Source organism: Winogradskyella sp. (genome assembly GCF_028289625.1).
Lineage (GTDB): Bacteria > Bacteroidota > Bacteroidia > Flavobacteriales > Flavobacteriaceae > Winogradskyella.
Genome location: NZ_JANQOM010000034.1, coordinates 17,640 through 38,382, shown reverse-complemented (window position 1 = coordinate 38,382; position 20,743 = coordinate 17,640). Strand labels below are relative to the sequence as shown.

Here is a 20,743-nt window from a genome sequence, read left to right as displayed (position 1 = left end):
GATGGAATATAGGCTTAGATATTCACAATATAACGAACGGTCAATTTTAATAGAATGGCCTGCAATTATTGATGAAGATATTTTGAAAAATATCTTGAATTTCAAAAAAAAAGTTTTAAAAATATATACTAAACAAAAAGTTGAGGTAATTCACACATATACCTCAATATTAATTATTTATAGTTTTACTATTGAAAACGTCAATGATAAGTTTTTTGAACTAAAACGCCTTTTTGAAAGTCAAGACAAAGACCTAGAGGTAGAGTCTTGGGTTTGGGAAATTCCTGTTTACTATAATGATGAATTTGGAATTGACTTGGACAATTTTTCAAAGGCAAAAAAGCTTTCGAAAGATGATATTATCAACCACCATACAAGTGCTATTTACACCGTTTTTTTTATTGGCTTTTTGCCTGGTTTTTTATATTTGGGAGGACTTAATTCTAAATTGCATTTCGATCGTAAAACCAGACCAAATTTAGATGTTAAAAAAGGATCTGTTGCCATTGGAGGACAGCAAACCGGAATCTACCCTCAGGACAGTCCTGGTGGTTGGCATGTTATAGGCAAAACGCCTGTTGAATTATTTAATGCATCCCTTAATCCACCATGTAAGATTCGACCAGGTGATAAAGTGAAATTTGTTTCTATTGATAAGGCCACCTATTTAGATATTGAAAGCCAAATAGCTAAATCTTCATTTCAACTCAAACCCATACCGAATGCTTAGAGTTTTAAAATCTGGATTTTATACGACGATTCAAGATGTTGGACGATTTGGTTTTAGAGCTTTTGGGGTTCCAGTATCTGGCGCTATGGATTCTTATTCCAGCCAGTTTGCTAATGCATTGTTGGGCAATAGTAAGTCTAGTGCTTTGATAGAGATGATTATGGTTGGAGGTATATTTCAGTTTATGAAGCCGACCATGATAGCTATTTCTGGTGCAGATATGAACGCTAAATTAAATAATGAACCTATAGAGCATAATCGTATTATATCGATTAATGCAGAAGATATTTTAAGCTTTGGTAACGCAAGTAAAGGTGTTAGGAGCTATTTGGCAATTAAAGATGGTTTAATGTCAGAAAGGGTATTGAACAGTCAAAGCCAATACAAACCCATCACTACAAATGGTAAGATTTATAAAAATGACATCCTAAACTATAAAGCTTTGGCCCAAGAGCCACAACAATTAAACGCTTCGGTTAAATATGATGCTTCGGTTTTATTTAATAATGTCCTAGACGCCTACAAAGGACCAGAATTTAATAAACTAACGGAGTTCCATAGGCATCATTTGCTCAGTAGGGAACTTAAGATTTCTAAGCTAAACAATAGAATGGCGTATCAATTAGAACCTTTAATTGCAAACGACTTAAGGTCAATATTAACCGCTCCAGTCTTGCCAGGTACAGTACAATTGACACCTTCAGGAAATTTAATTGTTCTTATGCGCGATTGCCAAACAACGGGAGGATATCCAAGAGTATTACAGCTAACTGAAAAAGCAATAAACTGCCTTAGTCAAAAAACAACAGGGAATATCTTAAAAATCAGACTAAAAGATTGATGGCGTAAGAAAAATTTTAATAAAATCTTGTGGTCTATTATAATTTCCATAAATTTATAATTAATCCCTTAATTTCTAACAACCCTTAATTAGTATTCTAAAACTAATTATTAACTTCTAAACTAACTGAAAAATGAGTAACCCAAAAGGTTTGATTACGCCCAAAGAGGCGAAAGCACTAAATGATGCCTATTCAGAGCGTCATGAATTAATTAGCAATGAGATTACAAAACGGCCAGACAATCGTTCTGTCTGGTATCCTCTCCAAGACATCAAAGATTACTTAGCGTATGCCGAAGCACAGGCCAAAGATTTAGGCTACAAAATAGATGGTATCCGTATTTACTGTGGTGCTTATCCAGATGAAGATGGGCAAAAAGGCTATACCACATCGTTCATTGTACCTACGGCAAGTGGTAGCTTAGGTAAAGATGGTGGTGAAGAAAGTGGTGATATGCCAGGTGCTAATGGCTTAAATAGAGGTGGAATGGGACAACCACCTAATGCAAATTATCCGCAATAAAAATGTTTAAATAGTGTCTAGTTATCTAGTAGCTATACATATTATAGAATTAGTGGCTGCTTTGGCTGGCACTTATTATTATTTAAAAACTACAGATACTCAAATGAAAATTTTCATTTGGTATTTGTGGTTTGTCATCTTTATTGAAACTGTTGGTATGTATGGTTATTTACTTCAAAATAATTATGACATCAACTGGTTTATTTGGATAAAAAATAGCGTATTCTGCTCAAACACTTGGCTTTATAACATACTCTCTGTAGTTTCAGTACTTGTATTTGGAAAATTTTATTATAATATATTAAATCAAAAATCATCAAGGATTATAATCAAAATTTCCACTATTATCTACACTGTCTTTACCATTTTATATTTTATGTTAAGTGGAACATTCTTTTACATGTCACTTCCTTATAATATGTTTTTAGAGACCTTCATAGTTTTTACTTTTGTAATTCTATATTATAAAGAATTACTTCAAAGTGATAATGTCTTAATTTTTTACAAATTACCTGTTTTTTACATAAGTACCGGTATATTATTGTTTTATTTATGTGCAGCACCTTTATTCACTTTTGATGGCTATTTTTATGAAATAAACAATAGCTTTATTGCATTTCGAAACGTGTTTATGTTTGCTATTAATATCTTTTTGTATTCATGCTTTACATTTGCTTTTCTTTATACAATTCAGTTCAAGAAACAATAAGCAAGGAAGAAATTGCATTAATCGTTTATGTAGTTTTTTTTGTAGTTACTTTAATTGTTGTGTTTGTAGTGTTTTTTTTGACTTTCCAAAAGCGAAAGAACCAACTCTTAATGAAAAATGCCGAGCAGCAAAGACAATTTGATGAAGAGCTATTAATATCCCAACAAGAAATTCAGGAAGAAACCCTAAAGCACGTCGGTAGAGAGCTACACGATAATGTTGGCCAGCTACTATCCGTGGCTACTATGCAGATGAATGTCGTTGCCAAAATAGTCAATGATGATGTAAAACCGAAAGTGGCCAACGCATCGGAAGCCTTAAGGGAAAGTTTGACTGAAGTGAGAAATCTATCTAAATCACTAAATAGCGATATAATAGCCAAGCTTGGATTTTGTGCATCAGTAAAAAATGAAATTGATCGTTTAAATAAATCTGGGTTAATTGAGGCAAGCTTGGAAATGGTTGGAGAAAACGAAAATTTTGAAAACAATAAAGACGAAACTATTTTATTTAGAATACTACAGGAGTTTTTCTCAAATACTCTCAAGTATGCCGAGGCAGAACATCTAAAGGTCTATTTAAATTATAGCCCTAAGGCTCTTAGAATCGATGTAGAAGATGATGGGATTGGTTTTGACCTTAAACTTGTAGAACAAGGTTCGGGAATGACCAATATGAAAAAACGAGCCGAATTAATTAATGCCGAATTTCATCTTGACTCGCAACTTAATAAAGGCACTAAACTCAAATTAATATATCCTTATCGAGATATTTAAGATTCGTTAGCAGCTTGCCAAAGGGCATCAATTGGTACAGGTGCTGTGATGATTAAGGATTCTTGTTTTACAGGATGAATAAATGCTAACTGCCTTGCATGAAGACTGATACTCGCGTCTTTATTGCTTCTTGGGAAGCCATACTTTAAATCCCCTTTGATTGGTGAGCCAATTTTAGACAATTGCGAACGTATTTGATGGTGTCGTCCAGTTTCTAAATCTATTTCCAACAGATAAAAATAGTCGAGTTTTTTAATGATTTTGTAGTTGAGAATAGCTTTTTTACTATCTTCAACTTCACTGTTATAAGCAGTAGATTTATTATTTTTAGGATTCTTTTTTAGCCAATGGATAAGTCGGTCGTCGCTCTTTGGCGGTTTGTTTTTAACCAAAGCCCAATAGGTTTTTTTTGCTTTTTTTTCTGCAAACAATTTATTTAATCTTGGTAACGCCTTACTGGTTTTTGCAAAAAGTACAATTCCTGTCGTTGGCCGATCGAGCCGATGCACCACACCGAGATACACATTACCAGGCTTTTTGTATTTCTGTTTTAGAAAATCCTTTACAATATCACTTAAAGGTGCATCACCGGTTTTATCACCTTGTACAATATCGCCAGCACGTTTATTAACGACGATAATATGATTGTCTTCGTATAGAACCTGAAGGTTGGATGGGTTAGACTTTGTGGATTGATTAGACATATTAGATTATTAGAACGTCAGATTTTTGGATATCTGGACTTATTTAAGAGTAGATTTAAACTTTGAAGTCATTTTCACAATCGAATTCAATTCATTCAAAAGTTCCATTAGTTCTTCTTCTTTGATGAAATTAAGATCTTTGGCAATTAATAATTGCGTTTCGATTTCATATGCAGAGCCCAAAGTAATTTGAAGAAATCGCGAAAAATCTTTATCAGAATTTCTCGAAGAACCTTCTGCGATATTTGAGGGGATTGAGATTGAAGCTCTTCTCAACTGATTAGTAAGTCCAAACTTTTCTGATTCGGGAAATCTCGAAGTGGCATTATATATTTTCGAACAAAAAACTCTGCTTTTTTTCCAAATTTGTAGTTCCTTGAAATTGTGAGCCATGCAATAAAGTGTATTAAAATTTGAGTTTATTGGCTAATTAACTTGATAAAACAAATCTCCATGTAAGAAGTCCAATAGTCTAATTATCCAATTCTCCAGTAATCCAAAAATCCAATAGAGCAACAATCTAAATTAATATTGCTCTTTGTCATTTGGGAATTCCTCAGATTTTACGTCCTCTACATATTGACTAATAGCTTTGGTCATGTCTTCATACAAATTCATGTAGCGCCGTAAAAATCGTGGATTAAATTCATGGGTCATTCCAATCATATCATGAAGTACCAAAACTTGGCCATCAGCACCATCTCCAGCACCAATACCTATAATCGGAATCGAAACACTTTCGGCGACTTCTTTTGCAAGAGCGGCAGGAATTTTTTCTAAAACTATGGCAAAACAACCTGCTTTTTCTAGCATTAAAGCATCTTCTTTTAACTGTTTCGCTTCATGTTCTTCCTTGGCTCTAACCGTGTAAGTGCCAAATTTATAGATAGATTGTGGGGTCAAACCCAAATGGCCCATCACTGGAATTCCAGCATTTAAAATGCGTTTTAAGGACTCTTTAATTTCCTTGCCACCTTCTAATTTTACGGCATGTGCGCCAGACTCTTTCATAATTCGTATAGCAGAGCGTAGAGCTTCCTTAGGATCACTTTGATAGGTTCCAAACGGTAAGTCAACCACTACTAAAGCACGATCAATAGCCCTTACGACCGAAGATGCATGATAAATCATTTGGTCTAAGGTAATTGGCAGTGTGGTTTCATGGCCAGCCATGACATTACTTGCAGAGTCACCTACCAAGATAACATCAACTCCAGCACCGTCAACGATTTTTGCCATCGTGTAATCATAAGCGGTGAGCATTGATATCTTTTCACCTTTAGACTTCATATCTACTAAAGTCTTTACGGTAATTCTTTTGTATTCTTTTTTGGCGATTGACATAGTGTATATATTAGAGTACGTAAAAATAAGAGTTTTGTTAAACTTTTGTTTAATGCCCTTTAGAAATAGTAGCGAATACTTAATTTCAGTCAAAACAATATCAATCATGAAAAAACCAATATGGATACTTATTCTATGTCTGGGATTAAATATTAATGCTCAGAATTCCGAAAAGGATGAGGTAAAAGCTACTATAATTAAGTTCTTTGATGCCTTCCATAAGCAAGACACTGTAGCCTTAAAGTCTATGGCTAAAGGTGATATTAAATTACAAACCATTGCAGTAAATAAAGAAGGTAAAACAATTCTTCAAGAAAGCAGCTACGAAAAGTTCATAAAAAGTATTGCGAGCATACCAAAGGATAATACGTTTGAGGAGAAACTCCTAAGTTTCAGTATTCAGGTTGATGGTAAGATGGCCAATGCTTGGACACCCTATGAGTTTTGGTATAACGGAAATTTTAGCCATTGTGGCGTGAATTCCTTTCAGTTGATTAAAGAAGATAATAAATGGAGAATTATTTACCTCGTGGATACTAGGCGTAAAGAAGGGTGTAAATAATAAACAAGACTAATGAAAAAGCCGAAATCTTGATTTCGGCTTTTTAGTTTTGTATATGATCTATTTATCTACTTTCAAAGGATGTTATGTTATAGGCTTCCATAACGGCATCAATATTTGATACATCTAATCGCCCTGCGTTTAATGTTGGTAATACAACGACCCTAAAAACTTGAGCCTGTGTCCATACTGCGTCTAAACCATCTAGGTCTGAACCTTCAAGGAAAAATCTAACATCGTTTTGGGTGAAATCAAAATTGTATACGAGATCATTGCCGTCTTCAAAGATTACAGTTTGTGGAAGAAGCCTCCAGATATCCTGGCCATTATCAACCTCCCAAGAAATATAAACAAGAGTAACACTCGATTGAGCAACAGGGAAACCATAGGGCTCAATAAATTCATAATTATTTTGAGGAGTGAAGTCTAAGACTATTTCAAATGCCTCAGCTGCAAATTGGTCCGAATCTAGCCCATCAAAACCAGGAGGTCCAGGAGGTCCAGGATCGCCTTCACAAGCGGTTAATACTAAAGCAAACACGGTAATAAAGGATAATATGCGTTTCATAGGTAAATGGTTTAAATTATTTTTATTTATGTATCAAATGCTATTCCAAACTGATACTGAATAGATAATTCTTTTTAAAAAAAGGTGTATGACATCATGTCATAATTTTTGTCATGGCATAATACTTGACTTATAGAAAGCGAGTTTAAAATTAAAAACAGAACAACATATAGACACTAATATTATGAGTAAGATTATTGGAATTGATTTAGGGACAACTAACTCTTGCGTTTCCGTGATGGAAGGTAACGAACCGGTTGTCATCCCAAATGCTGAGGGTAAAAGAACAACGCCTTCGGTGATTGCTTTCGTAGAAGGAGGTGAAATTAAAGTTGGTGATCCAGCAAAAAGACAAGCAGTAACTAACCCAACAAAAACAGTTTATTCTATTAAACGTTTTATGGGTAATAAATATTCTGAATCTAAAAAAGAGGCAGAACGCGTACCATATAAGGTGGTAAAAGGTGATAACGATACACCAAGGGTGGATATTGAAGGTCGCTTATACACACCACAAGAATTATCGGCAATGATTCTTCAAAAAATGAAGAAAACCGCTGAGGATTATTTAGGACAAGATGTTTCTGAAGCGGTAATTACGGTACCTGCTTATTTTAACGATGCACAGCGCCAAGCGACTAAAGAAGCTGGTGAAATTGCAGGTTTAAAGGTAAGACGTATTATTAATGAGCCAACAGCAGCAGCTTTGGCTTATGGATTGGATAAGAAATCTACAGACCAGAAAATCGTAGTATTCGACTTTGGTGGTGGTACACACGACGTTTCTATCCTAGAACTAGGTGATGGCGTTTTTGAAGTATTATCAACAGATGGTGACACACACTTAGGTGGTGACGATGTTGATGAAAGAATTATCGACTGGTTAGCTGAAGAATTTAAGAGTGATGAAGGTCTCGACCTTAGAGAAGATCCTATGGCTTTACAGCGTCTTAAGGAAGCCGCTGAAAAAGCAAAGATTGAGTTATCATCATCTTCACAGACTGAAGTTAACTTGCCATATGTTACAGCTACAGCGAGTGGACCTAAACACTTAGTGCGTACATTGTCACGTTCTAAATTTGAGCAATTAATTGATGATTTAATCAAACGTACAATTGAGCCATGTGAGACCGCTTTAAAAGCCGCAGGTTTATCGAAGTCGGATATTGATGAGGTAATTTTAGTAGGTGGTTCAACACGTATTCCTGCTGTACAAGCTGCCGTAGAGCAATTCTTCGGAAAAGCACCAAGCAAAGGTGTAAACCCAGACGAAGTCGTATCTCTAGGTGCTGGTATTCAAGGAGGAGTATTAACAGGTGATGTTAAGGATGTCTTATTATTGGATGTAACTCCATTGTCATTAGGTATCGAGACGATGGGTAATGTAATGACCAAGTTGATTGAAGCCAATACAACGATTCCTACGAAGAAATCGCAAATATTCTCAACAGCAGCTGACAATCAGCCATCGGTAGAGATTCACGTACTACAAGGCGAGCGTCCTATGGCAGCGGATAACAAAACTATTGGTCGTTTCCACTTGGATGGCATTCCACCAGCACGACGCGGAACACCTCAAATCGAAGTAACGTTTGATATTGATGCCAATGGAATCATTAAAGTATCTGCAGAGGACAAAGCGACTGGTAAGAAACAAGACATCAGAATTGAAGCCTCATCTGGATTAACCGAAGCGGAAATCGAAAAGATGAAAGCAGAAGCAGAAGCCAATGCCGAAGCCGATGCTAAGGCCAAAGAAACTGCAGATAAATTGAATCAGGCAGATGCTATGATTTTCCAAACCGAAAAGCAATTGGAGGAATTTGGGGATAAGTTATCTGATGATAAGAAAAAGCCGATTGAAGATGCTTTGGAAGAATTAAGAAAGGCATACGAAACTAAGGACATTGCAGTGATAGAGCCAGCTTTAGAAAAAATCAATGAAGCTTGGAAAGTGGCTAGTGAAGAGATGTACAAAGCACAAGCAGAAGCACAACAAGGCGGTGCTGAGGGTCCTGATGCTAGTTCAAATGGACAACCATCTGATGAAGGCAGCGATGTAGAAGACGTAGACTTCGAAGAAGTCAAGTAAGCAGCGAACCTAATTGCTGCATACAATTTGTGTGAGTCGCTTATGCTGAGCATGGTCGAAGCATCTCATATAAATAAAGTGTCATTCCAAACTGTCACACTGAGCACATGCATGTCGCGGAAGCTTTAGCGGAGGCGCAAGACAGGAATCTCAAAAAACAAAAACGCAATCATTTAATTTGATTGCGTTTTTTTATGCCCTCAATTTTAGACTTTGCCCATCTTTTTTAACTTTCACAAAAAAACTTAACGACGCATCCAACCTTTTTTTATCCAAAAGCGTTTTTAATAATAGAAAGCGAAAGGATGCCTAAACTAATTTCTATGAATCAAAGTGTTAAAGAGCTTATTAGGTTGGCTAAGACGTCTAACCAAAAGGCACAATTAGCACTTTATGACCTCTACGCACCCAAAATGCTCAGTGTCTGCAGACAGTATATCAGAGACCTGCAATTTGCTGAAGACGTTATGCTCATAGGGTTTCAAAAAACCCTTCAAAATATTAATAAATACAAACCCATTGGGAGTTTTGAAGCTTGGTTGCGACAAATTATGGTTAGAGAATGCATTTCCTATTTACGTGTTCAAAAGAATAGATTTAGTGTTGTAGAGGTATATAATCACAATTTTTCTAATCAAGTAATAGAGAATTATGATAATACGTTAGACGACGTTCAAAGCGCTATTGATAGCTTACCAGTAGGCTGCAGAACGGTATTTAACTTATATGTTTTGGAAGGCTATAAGCATAAAGAAATAGCAGAACTACTTAGAATTAGTTTAGGGACATCAAAATCGCAACTGGCGCACGCCAAAACCTTACTTAGAAAACGATTGGCACATTTAAAGTCTAATTACTATGGAACGAGATAATACGGAGGATTTAATAAAAGAGATTATTAACAATCGCGAAATAACTCCCACGGACAAAGCTAGAGAGCGTTTGATAGCTGCTTTAAACTCTAAGCGAAAAGAAAAAAAGGTCATCTGGTTGCGCTATGCTATTGCAGCTTCCATTGTTGTTACCTTATGTTATGTAGGTGCAAAAATGATGCTAGAACGTATAAACGAGTCGGAACCAACCCCTAAGATTGTCAATGATAATAAGCCTTTGCCAATTGAACAAAAACCATCAATCATTAAAAGAGAATTAGAGGCTAAGGGAGCTGATAGTTTCAATAATGTAGTTGGTGTTCAAGAAATCGAAAAAGACCCAAAACCAAAAGTCAAAGTTGTAACAGTCAAAACCGAAATTAAACATGATGAATTGCCCATACAACACAAAGAGATGCTAGCTAGTATTAAATCAGAGCTTTTGGAACCTAAAAATGAAACTGTTTTCAAGGTAGATTCTGCAATCTCAGTATTACCAAACCAGTTTATATACATCACGGCAGAAGATTTACTAGCTTCTTTAACCACTGATAGCAGTTCCTTAAAGTTGAATGAGACTCTAAAAAAGCCACAAGATAAGTATGTGGAATCTGAAGCACTTTTGCTTGAAATAGAACGACAACGGTTTGATGAAAAAAATAAAGGGATTTTCAATAAGGCGAGAAGAGAACTTAAAAAAGTGAAGGAAGCTTTAGCTAATAGAAATTATAAAAGCAATGAAAACAACAAAAGCAACAATTAAAAACCTCGAATTATGAAGTATGTAATATTCCTATTAATAACCTTGTGTTCAATACAAATTACTTTTGCTCAAAATGGAAGGTTTGAAAAAGAAGCTTCTAAAATTGCCAATAGTATTGATTCTATTTCAAAAGCCGAAAAAAGTGCTTTAAAAAAAGCATTGGCCCAAATAGATAAAAAACTTAGAAAAAAAGAAATCAGTGAAGAACAAGCCAAAGTAGAAAAAACCCGTTTAGCAGAATACCATGCGTCAAAAATTAATGATGCTATAGCTAAGGAAGAACTAAAGCTACAGAGTTTGGTTAAAGCCAAAGCCGATGGTACTTTAAAATCTTTTGAATCAAAGGACTATGATGGGGACTTTTTCTTATTTGAACTGTCAGAAAGCAATTTAAAGAAGGATTCTATTACTGGATTAAAGGTCGAAAAACGTTGGACAACTCAATTTATAGTGGCTCTTGCTGCTGGTATGGTTACTAATGATGGTGGAGGCTTTTATGGTAACGGTTTCAAGGTTAATCCGCTCGGATATGCTGAAGTAGGTTTTACATTTAAGTACCGATTGAAGGAAGACTCTGCACTTTGGAATCTGAAGCTTGGATTGTCTACAATGATTGATGAAGTTAGACCCGAGGCTGATAATACGATTTTTGTAAACGAAAATGGGCAAACATCACTTCAAGAGACCGATTTTAATTTAAAGCGCACAAGATTTGCAAATACATATTTGGCCATACCAATACATTTGGAGATAGATTTATCTAAACCTCAATTTGATAGTGATACAAAGCAGACCTACTTACGAACGCAAAGAGGATTTCGGTTTGGACTTGGTGGTTTCATCGGGTTTAGAGTATTCACCTCACAATTTATAAGATATAATGAAGGTAACGAGCGTATTAGATTACATCAGGATGGTAATTTTAATATGAATGATATTATCTTAGGACCAAGCGCTTATGTAGGTTTTCGAGACTTTAGTCTATATGTTAAATACAATGCCAATCCGATGTTTAGAAATAATCCTCAGGATATTCACAACCTTTCCATTGGCTTAAGAATTGATTTTAATTAAACATGACCCGTTTGGTTGCACTACTATGAAATTTCTTAAATTACACAAGCTTAATCAATCGCATTTTAAAACAAGGAACCATTTCAAGACTTGCAGTAAAACTTAATGTTAAAGGTGAACAATCCGTAGTCAAAGGACACCCTTGGGTATTCTCCAATAGTATTGTTAAAATTAATGCCAATGCCAAGACAGGAGACTTGGCGATTATCTTTAGTAAAAATAAAAACAAAGTCATTGGTATTGGTCTGTATGATGCTGATTCCCCAATACGAATAAAAATCATTCATAATGGCCAAACAAAAGTAGAAATCAATGCTGTTTTTTTTCATCATAAAATTGAAGTGGCTTTTAATAAGCGATCGGAACTGTTAAAGACCAATACCAATAGTTATAGACTTATATTCGGTGAAAATGATGGATTTCCAGGACTAATCGCTGATATTTACAATAGGGTTTTGGTCGTAAAGCTCTATTCTGAAATATGGTTGCCTTATCTAGAACCGATACTACAAAGCCTTCAAGAGATATCCAATGCCAATAGTACAGTAATTCGCTTAAGTAGAAATCTTCAAAACAGTAAAAATCATAGTCTAGAAGATGGTGATATCGTCCATGGAACTTTAGAAAATGAAGTCGTAGAATTTGTAGAGCATGGTGTTCATTTTTCAGCTAATGTTATTAAAGGGCATAAAACAGGTTATTTTCTAGACCATAGGGATAACAGAAGACGTGTTGGTGAATTAAGTAAGGGTAAAACAGTATTGGATGTATTTTCTTATGCAGGAGGATTTTCTGTTCATGCTTTGGCCAATGGTGCTACCGAAGTCACAAGTTTGGATATTAGTAAACAAGCTTTGGAAGTAGCAGTTCAAAACGGAAAACGTAATAGTTATTCAGGGGTACATAAAACCATAGCTGGTGATGCTTTTCAAGAAATGGAAAAACTCATAAAGCGTAAAAAAACCTTTGATGTGGTAGTCATAGATCCACCGAGCTTTGCAAAACAAAAATCCGAAGTAGATTTAGCAAAAAAGAAATATACACAACTGGCAGAGTTGGGTATTCAACTTACAGCAAAAAGAGGGTTATTGGTATTGGCATCATGTTCTTCAAGAGTCTTAGCGCAGTCGTTTTTTGACCTTAACCAAAATGTCTTAAATTCTCAACCTAGGCGTTTTAAAACTATACTTAAAACTCAACATGATATCGACCATCCGGTCACATTCCCAGAAGGGGCTTATTTAAAATGTGGCTATTATCGTTTTTTGGAATAAAAGTATTATGCATGCATAATATATTTTAGTATATTTGGAAAAAATTCTTCCTAACGATGCAAACAAAACTGACCGAATTACTTAACATCAAGTACCCAGTAATACAAGCGCCGATGTTTTTGGTATCTAATGTGGCCATGGTAACAGAGGCTATGAAGTCTGGGATTGCTGGTTGTATTCCTGCATTAAATTATAGAACGCTCGAAGAGTTATCGGAAGCAATTAAAGAGTTGCACAAGAATAAGGCTGAAGGTGGTTCATTTGGATTTAATTTAATAGTCAATAAATCCAATATAAAGTACAAAGGACAACTCGAAGTATTATGTAAAGAAGGCTGTGACTTTATTATTACCTCACTTGGAAGTCCAGAGGAAACAATTCGGCAAGCCCATAAAGTTGGTATTAAAGTGTTTTGTGATGTTACGGATTTAAGATTTGCTAAAAAAGTTGAAGCATTGGGTGCTGATGCACTTATTGCAGTTAATAATGAAGCTGGAGGCCACCGTGGCAATCTTTCGCCAGAAGAATTGATAAAACAATTGAATGCTAACTGTTCAATTCCCGTTATCTCAGCAGGTGGAGTAGGTTGCAAGGCAGATATAGATGAAATGTTGAGTTATGGTGCAGAAGGTGTATCCGTAGGAAGCCCTTTTATTGCCTCAGTCGAAGCTAATGTTACCGAAGAGTATAAGCAGGCTTGTGTGGACTATGGAGCTGAAGATATTATTATGACCGAGCGTATTTCGGGCACACCTTGTACGGTCATCAATACGCCATATGTTCAAAAAATTGGTACTAAGGCCACTTGGATAGAAAATCTTCTCAACAAAAACCGAAAACTAAAAAAGTGGGTAAAGATGATACGTTTTTCAATTGGTATGAAGGCTACAGAGAAGGCTGCTAAGAAAGCAACCTATAAAACGGTTTGGGTAGCCGGACCAAGTATAGAGCATACTAAAGAAATACTACCAGTAAAGGACATCGTAACTAAGCTCGTTGCTTAGTAGCTTCTAACTCCTTTTCTCTCTTTTTTTTCTTTTGCTTTCCTGTGAATATATTAAAGGTGTAACTGGCTGTTAATCCACCAAGTGCAGTGGCCACAAATTCACCAGTATCAAATTTTCCATCAATAATAAAACCATCATGGATCTCTTTAGAGAGTCCAGCTAAAGTAGAAATTCCTAGACTATACCAAAATGCTTTCTTTTTGTTTTTTGTTGTTGAATAGACTAAGGCATAAGTTCCAGCAGATATTACAGCACCTGTAGCAAAATGTAAACCTTCATCTTTTAAAGTAACTTGTGATAGACTTAAATTGAAAAAGCTAAAAGCTAATAACGTGATTATCAATTTCATGATTGGTTAGTATCTATTTTGAAAAGTATGTTTAATTATTCATAATAGACTTTTTAATCGTTTGAATAGCCATTTATACGATTAAATGGTAATAATTATCACTTTTAATTTTGTTTTTCAAGTGGTTTATAGTTTATATATTTAAAAAAAATAAGAAAAGTGTCCCCTTTTATATTTTAAGAAACGTCTTAAGGATATAAACTTTTAAATTTTAGAACTTATGAAAAATTTTATGATGATTTTCATCGGAGCCGATTACGCAGATTTAGGATTATCACCTGAAGAATTACAGAGCAGAATGGGCAAATGGTTTGCTTGGGGCAATAAAATGGAACAAGCAGGTATTTTAAGAGGTGGTGAAGCGTTGACACCACAAATACGACGTATTGTTGGGGAAAACAGAACGGTAACAGATTTAACATCTGCTGAAGTAAAAGAAATTGTTGGTGGCTACTACACAGTGGAAGCCAAAGATTTTGATGCCGTAGAAGAAATTGCACAAGACTTTCCAGATTACGATTTAGGTGGAACTGTAGAGATTAGAGAAGTGATGGTTTTCGATAAATAATGGAACATAAAGACATAGACCATCTGTTTCGCCATCATAGTGGAAAGATGGTCTCTGTCTTAACTCGTATATTCGGGCTGAAACATCTCGATATCATCGAAGATGCTGTTCAAGATACCTTCATTAAGGCTAGTATTTCTTGGAGAAAAGAAATACCAAAGCACCCTGAAGCTTGGTTGACCAAAGCTGCAAAGAACAGACTCCTTGATATTTTTAGAGCATTAAATACTCAGAGAAAATATAGGTCATCAATTAAAACGGGAACTGATGCTATCGCTATTAATGAATTATTTTTAGATTCTGAAATAGAAGATGCACAGCTACGAATGGTTTTCACGGCATGTCACCCAAAATTAGATCCAAGGGATCGTATTTCATTTGCTTTAAAAACTATTTCTGGGTTTAGTATTAAAGAGATTTCTACAGCGTTACTAACTAAAGAAGAAACTATTAAGAAACGCCTATCTAGGGCAAGAAAGGCCATACAAAAGTCTAACATAAAATTTCATATTCCTAAAGGAAAAGCACTGCAACACCGGCTAGAAAGTGTTATGGAAGTACTCTATCTTGTTTTTAATGAGGGCTTTCACTCTAATAACAAGGATCAATTAATACGTAAGGATTTGTGTGGTGAAGCCATGCGTTTATGTCAGTTGCTGCTAAAGCATAAGGATACTAGAACTTCGGAAAGCTATGCACTTTTCGCATTAATGTGTTTTCATTCAGCAAGGTTAGAAGCAAAAATAGGTCTCAATAATGAAATACTAGATTTAAAACAACAAGATCGAAACCTTTGGCATTTCCCTTTAGTCGAATTAGGCAATACCATTATGTATAAAGCTGTTAAAGCCGATGTGTTTTCCTGCTATCATTACGAAGCTGCTATAGCTGCCGAACATTTACGAGCAAAATCATTTGAAGATACGGATTGGAATAAAATCTTACAATGGTATGAAGCACTTAACAATTTACAACCCATGCCAATTCATCTACTTACAATGGCAGTAATATGTATACAGATTAAGGACTATGATAAATCTAATAATTACTTTCAGCAGATAGATCCAGATCAACTAGAACAACGAAGTTATCTTTACTATGCGGCAAAATCCGATCTCTATGCTGAACAAGACAACCTAAAGCTGGCGTTAGACCATCTCCTAAATGCATTAAATCGTGTTAATAACACTTCAGAAAAGGATTATCTACAAAGAAAATATACAGAACTTTTATCTAAAGCTTAATTGATGAAAAACTTTAGACTACAAACTAAAATATGCTCTGAAAAGTCACGGCTAAACCTTAAGGATTATTGTAAAATTCCCATTTTAATATCTATATATTATCAGTTTGTTAATAAAACACCCATTTATTTTCCATATATTTAGCTTTTATCATTTTAAGCTATGTTAAAGGTAGAAAAGCTTGGTGTTATTTTAGAGGCCACATCGCACGATTTTGAAAGTGCTGGAGTCTTAAATCCTGCTGTAATTCAAGAAGGTAACGATGTGAAAATGCTTTACCGTGCTTTTAAGGATGGCAATTTTTCGACCATTGGCTATTGCGAATTTGATGGTCCTATTAGTTTAAAGTCTAGACACGATATTCCAATACTTATCCCAGAAAAGAACTACGAGATTCATGGTGTCGAAGATCCAAGAATCGTAAAGATTGATGATGTTTATTATGTGACTTACACTGGTTACGATGGAAAGAATGCCCTTGGCTGCTTAGCTACGAGCACTGATCTTCAACAATTTGAAAAGCACGGCATCATAACACCATCAGCGTCCTTACAATCCTATAAAATAGCGCTAGATAATAACAGATCTATCTTCCCAAAATATTTTGAGCATCTGCAGACTTATATCGACCGTGGATTGATTCATAAAACAAAATATAAGGTATGGGATAAAGATGTGGTAATGTTTCCCGAAAAGATCGATGGCCATTTTATGATGATACACCGATTATTGCCAGGGATGCAGTGGGTGAAGTTTAAAAGTTTTTCAGATTTGGATAAAGCCTTCTGGAAAGATTATTTATTTCACCTCAATCAATACATATTAATGGATCCTTTGTTCGATTTTGAAAATATGCATATTGGTGCTGGCGCACCACCCATAAAAACTAAAGCAGGTTGGTTGCTTATTAATCATAGTGTACAATCAACTCCAAAAGGAAGAAATTACCATGCTACTGTAGCATTGTTGGATTTGAAAGATCCTACGAAGGTGACGCACAGGCTCAATACACCTTTATTTTCACCAGATCAGCCTTACGAAAAAGTGGGTTATGTGAATAACGTTTGCTTTCCTTCAGGAACAAGTTTGTTTGAAGATGATTTCTATATCTATTACGGTGCTGCAGATAATACCATTGCCGTAGCGAGAATGAAGCTTTCAGAATTGCTAGAACAACTATTAAAATTCCCTAGCCATGATTAGTAAACCCAAAGTCCTTTTTATAAATAGCTATCCACCAAGAGAATGTGGTATAGCAACATTTACGCAAGATACCATTAACGCAATTAATAAATCATTTAAATCTAATTTTGATTTGGTAGTTGCGGCACTCAATGAACATTCTGAAGTGGATAGAATCTATCCACCAGAAGTTATTTTTGAAGTTGAAAAATCGATTGATGGCTATATAGCACTTTCAGAAAAAATCAATGCGGATGATTCCATAAAACTTGTCGTCTTAGAGCATGAATTCGGATTGTATTCTGGGGAATTTGGCAAAGATATTTTAGAATTAACCACAAGATTGACTAAACCATATGTTTTGGTACTTCATACGGTATTACCAAATCCAGAAGTACAAATGCAATCCGTAGTGTTTAATCTTATCAATAACAGTGAATTAGCCATTGTGATGACAGCGCATTCCATGCGATTATTGATAAATACGTATCAAATCCCTGGGCATAAAATTAAAATCATTCCTCACGGATTTCACCTTAGACCGTCAGTACCACCTCAGGTTTTAAAGGCCAAATACAATTGCGAAAACAAAATAGTACTAAGCACCTTTGGGCTACTGAGCAGAAATAAAGGTATTGAATTGGCACTAGATGCCTTAAAGCAAGTGACGCGTCGCGATTTCACCATATATTTTGTATTAGGAAAAACACATCCTGAAGTTATAAAGCACGAAGGCGAGAGCTACAGGGAATACTTAGAGCAAAAGGTGAGAGAAAATGGGCTGGAGGATAATGTGCGGTTTATCAATAGGTTTTTGGAATTAGACGAGTTATTGGAGTATCTCGAAATGACCGATATCTATTTGTTTACGTCCAAAGATCCGTTACAAGCGATTAGTGGTACGTTAACCTATGCTCTAGGAGCCAGATGCGCCGTTTTAACCACTCCAATTTCACACGCTAAGGAGATTTTAGACCAGAATGCGGCATTGTCGTTCGATTTTGGGGATAGCCAGGATTTGGCTTCAAAAATTAATAAACTGATTGATGACGAGGCTTTAAGAAAGGAATTAAGCATAAGGGCACATATCCTATCGCGCAAAGGCCTTTGGGAAAATATTGCAATTGCTTATGCAGATATTTTTAAGGATATCTTGAAGATTAAAGGCAGACTAGTTTATACAAAGCCAAAACTTAATCTTGATCACTTCATCAATATCACTGATGAGATTGGCATGTATCAATTTACGGATTTTGAATACCCAAACAAGGAATACGGCTATACCTTGGATGATAATGCTAGAGCGCTTTACGTCTTGTTAAAGTATCGTGCTATATATCCTGAAGATGAATCCGTGACCTACCTTGAAGCGATTTATTTGAACTTTATAAAATCGTGTCAGCTCAAGGATGGTATATTTTTGAATTATGTAGATGAGTTTGGTAAGTTTACCGACCAGAACTATTATGTCAATACCGACGAAGCGGCATCAAGGGCTGTTTTAGGATTATGTGAAGTGCTTAATAGTAAATCATCAAATCCAGAATCAAAAGCTACCGCTAAAGCTATTTTAAACACTTACATCCCTTTAATACCACAGGTAAAATCCCCAAGAGCTGTTGGGAAATTAATCAAAGCTTTTTCAGGATTGATGCTAGCCAATAACACTTACGATTTTAAATCGCGAATTACGACGTTGGCAGACTATCTCTGTGAGTTATACGACAATACGGCTTCCGAATTATGGCATTGGTTTGAGAATAACTTAAGTTATTCTAACAGTGACATTCCAGAAGGTTTGTTTTATGCATTTGAGATTACCAAAAAGGAAAAGTACAAGACCATTGCTGTTCAGAGTTTAGAATTCTTAATTGCCAATATGTATCATGAAGGGATGATCAATCCGATTTCTAACCGTAGCCAAATCACCAAGGAAAGTACCAATCATATTGACCAATTTGGTCAGCAACCCGTTGAAATCGCCTCGCTTATTGAATGTTTGGAGATTGCTTACAAAGTGACTAATGATTACCGTTACTACGATTTACTTATCTGTGCCTTTACCTGGTTTATGGGTAATAACGTGTTGCATCAAATTGTTTATAATCCAGCCACAGGTGGTGGTCACGACGGTATAGAAGCACATGGAGTCAATCTTAACCAAGGAGCGGAATCCACCTTGTCGTATTTGGTATCTTTATTGACGGTTGAAAAATTACTCAAACAACGACAATTAGAAGAACAAGTTAGCTGACCTTCTCATTGTGGTTTTACACCATTAAAAACTAAAAAATTGTGTCACTTCGAGTGTCGCGCTTTTGGCGCGACGTATCGAGAACTCTTATTTAACTAAAAGTAGTTCTCGATACGATTCCTCATATTTCGGAATCACTCGAACTGACACTTAATTGTACTTCAGTGAATGGCTTGTCGTTGTTACTTAATCGGAATATAAAATTCCGTTTTTAGCTTGTCTTCGGCCACACGGTCGGGATGGCTGATATAGCGTTCTCTTGGAGGTGCATCGCTTAATTCATATGTGGTATTAAGCAACCACTCATTAAACATATAGTCATACACTTGTGGGAAATGTTTGTAGCTCCCTTGGTATAAGAACATGGCATATTTACCACCTTTTAGGGTTTTGACACCGACGTCACCATTAGGTTTGGCGTCTTTATGGATGATCAAACAAGCGTCATAACGGGTTTTGTTTGGATCCGTCACATTTGGGTCATCGTAAGGTAAGCCTATCATCTGTATGCCTTTGGTAAATAGTTTTTGGGATTTCACTTCTGCCCATAATTTTTGCCAGGCGCTGGCATAGTCTAGAGTTTGGTAGGCACCATACATGGTGTAATACAAACAATTTTGATCGTTGAGGTCTAGAATTTTTGGTGTTTTGATGTTGAGTGTTGTAGTCATTCTGTTCTGTTTTTTGATTACTAATTCTTTTTTGTTGCGGTGGGCACTTGGCGAGATTCCAAAGTAGTTTTTAAAGGCTTTGGATAGAGAAGAGGGTGTCTCAAAACCCACACTATAGGCGATTTGCTCTACCGAATTGTCAGAATACCGTAAAAGCCGAGCCGCCATTTCAATACGCACTCTGGTAATGTAAGTGCCAATAGGTTCTCCAAGCATGGCACGCGTAATGCGATGAAAATGAAAGGGTGAAAAATGAGATAGTTCAGCCAACCGAGCGATATCAATTTTGCGATCCAAATGGTTATGGATGTATTCCACAACGGTATTGAGTTGCTCTTGATAAATGTGCTTGGTTTTGGGTGCTGCTGCCATGTACGTTGTTTTATGACTACAAAATTAAAGGTAGGCTATGGGAATCACTTTTCCAATCTTGCTAAACCGTTTATAAGTTTATAATTGTGCAGTTCTGCATATTGATTTCTTGGGATAGAAACACTAACTTCGCTTATATGTGTTGAAAATGTTCCACCATCACATGATAAATTGAACCCTTACACAGCTTAGTAAAGTGATTTTAACGTTGGTGATCATTAATGTAACAAAGGAAAAATCTATGAATACAGACGATAATCATGG

General features: G+C 35.8%; 21 protein-coding genes. 15 read left to right on the top strand and 6 right to left on the bottom strand.

Annotated elements, in window-relative coordinates; all coding sequences use genetic code 11:
• The first annotated feature begins 1 nt into the window (after position 1).
• The 4 genes from pxpB (at position 2) to Q0992_RS07160 (ending at position 3,579) form a co-directional block, all read left to right on the top strand.
• On the top strand, positions 2–730 hold the full coding sequence (gene pxpB, locus Q0992_RS07175; RefSeq protein ID WP_299521669.1) for a 5-oxoprolinase subunit PxpB: 729 nt from the start codon (positions 2–4) through the stop codon (positions 728–730).
• Positions 723–1,571 (top strand): biotin-dependent carboxyltransferase family protein, encoded by an 849-nt coding sequence (locus Q0992_RS07170; RefSeq protein WP_299521667.1) that lies wholly within the window; start codon positions 723–725, stop codon positions 1,569–1,571. The genes pxpB and Q0992_RS07170 overlap by 8 nt, the downstream gene beginning before the upstream one ends.
• A 133-nt stretch (positions 1,572–1,704) precedes the next feature.
• Positions 1,705–2,094: a hypothetical protein gene (locus Q0992_RS07165; protein WP_299521665.1), complete on the top strand. Its 390-nt coding sequence runs from the start codon at positions 1,705–1,707 to the stop codon at positions 2,092–2,094.
• An 819-nt stretch (positions 2,095–2,913) separates the two neighbouring features.
• Positions 2,914–3,579 (top strand): sensor histidine kinase, encoded by a 666-nt coding sequence (locus tag Q0992_RS07160; protein WP_299521663.1) that lies wholly within the window; start codon positions 2,914–2,916, stop codon positions 3,577–3,579.
• Here the strand turns inward: Q0992_RS07160 and Q0992_RS07155 are convergent.
• The 3 genes from Q0992_RS07155 to panB form a co-directional block, all read right to left on the bottom strand.
• Complete coding sequence (locus tag Q0992_RS07155) at positions 3,576–4,283, bottom strand: RluA family pseudouridine synthase (protein WP_299521661.1); 708 nt, start codon at positions 4,281–4,283, stop codon at positions 3,576–3,578. The two genes, Q0992_RS07160 and Q0992_RS07155, sit on opposite strands and share 4 nt — an antisense overlap.
• 39 nt (positions 4,284–4,322) lie before the next feature.
• Complete coding sequence (locus Q0992_RS07150; RefSeq protein WP_299521659.1) at positions 4,323–4,676, bottom strand: four helix bundle protein; 354 nt, start codon at positions 4,674–4,676, stop codon at positions 4,323–4,325.
• A gap of 132 nt (positions 4,677–4,808) precedes the next feature.
• Positions 4,809–5,627 (bottom strand): 3-methyl-2-oxobutanoate hydroxymethyltransferase, encoded by an 819-nt coding sequence (gene panB, locus Q0992_RS07145; RefSeq protein ID WP_299521657.1) that lies wholly within the window; start codon positions 5,625–5,627, stop codon positions 4,809–4,811.
• Positions 5,628–5,733: 106 nt separating this feature from the next.
• Between panB and Q0992_RS07140 the strand changes: the two genes are divergently transcribed.
• On the top strand, positions 5,734–6,189 hold the full coding sequence (locus Q0992_RS07140) for a nuclear transport factor 2 family protein (protein ID WP_299521655.1): 456 nt from the start codon (positions 5,734–5,736) through the stop codon (positions 6,187–6,189).
• A gap of 64 nt (positions 6,190–6,253) precedes the next feature.
• On the opposite strand, the gene Q0992_RS07135 is transcribed toward Q0992_RS07140, so the two are convergent.
• Positions 6,254–6,757, bottom strand: a complete 504-nt coding sequence (locus tag Q0992_RS07135; RefSeq protein ID WP_299521653.1) for a hypothetical protein — start codon at positions 6,755–6,757, stop codon at positions 6,254–6,256.
• Between the two features lie 184 nt (positions 6,758–6,941).
• Here Q0992_RS07135 and dnaK point away from each other — a divergent pair, with 184 nt between their 5' ends.
• The 6 genes from dnaK to Q0992_RS07105 all read left to right on the top strand — a co-directional run bounded on the left by dnaK (position 6,942) and on the right by Q0992_RS07105 (position 13,836).
• On the top strand, positions 6,942–8,849 hold the full coding sequence (gene dnaK, locus Q0992_RS07130) for a molecular chaperone DnaK (RefSeq protein WP_299521651.1): 1,908 nt from the start codon (positions 6,942–6,944) through the stop codon (positions 8,847–8,849).
• 323 nt (positions 8,850–9,172) lie between these two features.
• Positions 9,173–9,721 carry an RNA polymerase sigma factor gene (locus Q0992_RS07125; protein ID WP_299521649.1) on the top strand — a complete coding sequence of 183 codons (549 nt, stop codon included), beginning with the start codon at positions 9,173–9,175 and terminating at the stop codon, positions 9,719–9,721.
• Positions 9,708–10,484 carry a hypothetical protein gene (locus Q0992_RS07120; protein WP_299521647.1) on the top strand — a complete coding sequence of 259 codons (777 nt, stop codon included), beginning with the start codon at positions 9,708–9,710 and terminating at the stop codon, positions 10,482–10,484. The genes Q0992_RS07125 and Q0992_RS07120 overlap by 14 nt, the downstream gene beginning before the upstream one ends.
• A gap of 12 nt (positions 10,485–10,496) precedes the next feature.
• Entirely contained in the window at positions 10,497–11,558 is a 1,062-nt protein-coding gene (locus Q0992_RS07115) for a hypothetical protein (protein ID WP_299521645.1), read from the top strand.
• A 53-nt stretch (positions 11,559–11,611) separates the two neighbouring features.
• A complete protein-coding gene (locus Q0992_RS07110; protein WP_299521704.1) occupies positions 11,612–12,832 on the top strand; it encodes a class I SAM-dependent rRNA methyltransferase in 1,221 nt (406 codons plus the stop codon).
• Positions 12,833–12,888: 56 nt separating this feature from the next.
• Complete coding sequence (locus tag Q0992_RS07105) at positions 12,889–13,836, top strand: nitronate monooxygenase family protein (protein WP_299521643.1); 948 nt, start codon at positions 12,889–12,891, stop codon at positions 13,834–13,836.
• On the opposite strand, the gene Q0992_RS07100 is transcribed toward Q0992_RS07105, so the two are convergent.
• Positions 13,820–14,188, bottom strand: coding sequence for a hypothetical protein (locus Q0992_RS07100; protein ID WP_299521641.1), 369 nt, complete (start codon positions 14,186–14,188; stop codon positions 13,820–13,822). The genes Q0992_RS07105 and Q0992_RS07100 overlap by 17 nt on opposite strands.
• A 220-nt stretch (positions 14,189–14,408) precedes the next feature.
• Between Q0992_RS07100 and Q0992_RS07095 the strand changes: the two genes are divergently transcribed.
• The 4 genes from Q0992_RS07095 to Q0992_RS07080 all read left to right on the top strand — a co-directional run bounded on the left by Q0992_RS07095 (position 14,409) and on the right by Q0992_RS07080 (position 19,436).
• Entirely contained in the window at positions 14,409–14,756 is a 348-nt protein-coding gene (locus Q0992_RS07095; RefSeq protein ID WP_299521639.1) for a YciI family protein, read from the top strand.
• The gene (locus Q0992_RS07090) at positions 14,756–16,000 is read left to right on the top strand and encodes a sigma-70 family RNA polymerase sigma factor (protein ID WP_299521638.1); all 1,245 of its coding nucleotides are present in this window, start codon (positions 14,756–14,758) and stop codon (positions 15,998–16,000) included. Before Q0992_RS07095 ends, Q0992_RS07090 begins: the two co-directional genes overlap by 1 nt.
• Positions 16,001–16,162: 162 nt before the next feature.
• A complete protein-coding gene (locus Q0992_RS07085) occupies positions 16,163–17,203 on the top strand; it encodes a pesticidal protein Cry7Aa (protein WP_299521637.1) in 1,041 nt (346 codons plus the stop codon).
• Positions 17,196–19,436: a glycosyltransferase gene (locus Q0992_RS07080; protein ID WP_299521636.1), complete on the top strand. Its 2,241-nt coding sequence runs from the start codon at positions 17,196–17,198 to the stop codon at positions 19,434–19,436. The genes Q0992_RS07085 and Q0992_RS07080 overlap by 8 nt, the downstream gene beginning before the upstream one ends.
• Positions 19,437–19,618: 182 nt before the next feature.
• On the opposite strand, the gene Q0992_RS07075 is transcribed toward Q0992_RS07080, so the two are convergent.
• Entirely contained in the window at positions 19,619–20,479 is an 861-nt protein-coding gene (locus Q0992_RS07075) for a GyrI-like domain-containing protein (RefSeq protein ID WP_299521635.1), read from the bottom strand.
• Between the last annotated feature and the right edge of the window lie 264 nt (positions 20,480–20,743).

Excerpts from the sequence above, each read along its gene's own strand:
- pxpB (WP_299521669.1), top strand. The coding sequence starts at position 2 with ATGGAATATAGGCTTAGATATTCACAATATAACGAACGGTCAATTTTA.
- Q0992_RS07170 (WP_299521667.1), top strand. The coding sequence starts at position 723 with ATGCTTAGAGTTTTAAAATCTGGATTTTATACGACGATTCAAGATGTT.
- Q0992_RS07165 (WP_299521665.1), top strand. The coding sequence starts at position 1,705 with ATGAGTAACCCAAAAGGTTTGATTACGCCCAAAGAGGCGAAAGCACTA.
- Q0992_RS07160 (WP_299521663.1), top strand. The coding sequence starts at position 2,914 with ATGAAAAATGCCGAGCAGCAAAGACAATTTGATGAAGAGCTATTAATA.
- Q0992_RS07155 (WP_299521661.1), bottom strand. The coding sequence starts at position 4,283 with ATGTCTAATCAATCCACAAAGTCTAACCCATCCAACCTTCAGGTTCTA.
- Q0992_RS07150 (WP_299521659.1), bottom strand. The coding sequence starts at position 4,676 with ATGGCTCACAATTTCAAGGAACTACAAATTTGGAAAAAAAGCAGAGTT.
- panB (WP_299521657.1), bottom strand. The coding sequence starts at position 5,627 with ATGTCAATCGCCAAAAAAGAATACAAAAGAATTACCGTAAAGACTTTA.
- Q0992_RS07140 (WP_299521655.1), top strand. The coding sequence starts at position 5,734 with ATGAAAAAACCAATATGGATACTTATTCTATGTCTGGGATTAAATATT.
- Q0992_RS07135 (WP_299521653.1), bottom strand. The coding sequence starts at position 6,757 with ATGAAACGCATATTATCCTTTATTACCGTGTTTGCTTTAGTATTAACC.
- dnaK (WP_299521651.1), top strand. The coding sequence starts at position 6,942 with ATGAGTAAGATTATTGGAATTGATTTAGGGACAACTAACTCTTGCGTT.
- Q0992_RS07125 (WP_299521649.1), top strand. The coding sequence starts at position 9,173 with ATGAATCAAAGTGTTAAAGAGCTTATTAGGTTGGCTAAGACGTCTAAC.
- Q0992_RS07120 (WP_299521647.1), top strand. The coding sequence starts at position 9,708 with ATGGAACGAGATAATACGGAGGATTTAATAAAAGAGATTATTAACAAT.
- Q0992_RS07115 (WP_299521645.1), top strand. The coding sequence starts at position 10,497 with ATGAAGTATGTAATATTCCTATTAATAACCTTGTGTTCAATACAAATT.
- Q0992_RS07105 (WP_299521643.1), top strand. The coding sequence starts at position 12,889 with ATGCAAACAAAACTGACCGAATTACTTAACATCAAGTACCCAGTAATA.
- Q0992_RS07100 (WP_299521641.1), bottom strand. The coding sequence starts at position 14,188 with ATGAAATTGATAATCACGTTATTAGCTTTTAGCTTTTTCAATTTAAGT.
- Q0992_RS07095 (WP_299521639.1), top strand. The coding sequence starts at position 14,409 with ATGAAAAATTTTATGATGATTTTCATCGGAGCCGATTACGCAGATTTA.
- Q0992_RS07090 (WP_299521638.1), top strand. The coding sequence starts at position 14,756 with ATGGAACATAAAGACATAGACCATCTGTTTCGCCATCATAGTGGAAAG.
- Q0992_RS07085 (WP_299521637.1), top strand. The coding sequence starts at position 16,163 with ATGTTAAAGGTAGAAAAGCTTGGTGTTATTTTAGAGGCCACATCGCAC.
- Q0992_RS07080 (WP_299521636.1), top strand. The coding sequence starts at position 17,196 with ATGATTAGTAAACCCAAAGTCCTTTTTATAAATAGCTATCCACCAAGA.
- Q0992_RS07075 (WP_299521635.1), bottom strand. The coding sequence starts at position 20,479 with ATGGCAGCAGCACCCAAAACCAAGCACATTTATCAAGAGCAACTCAAT.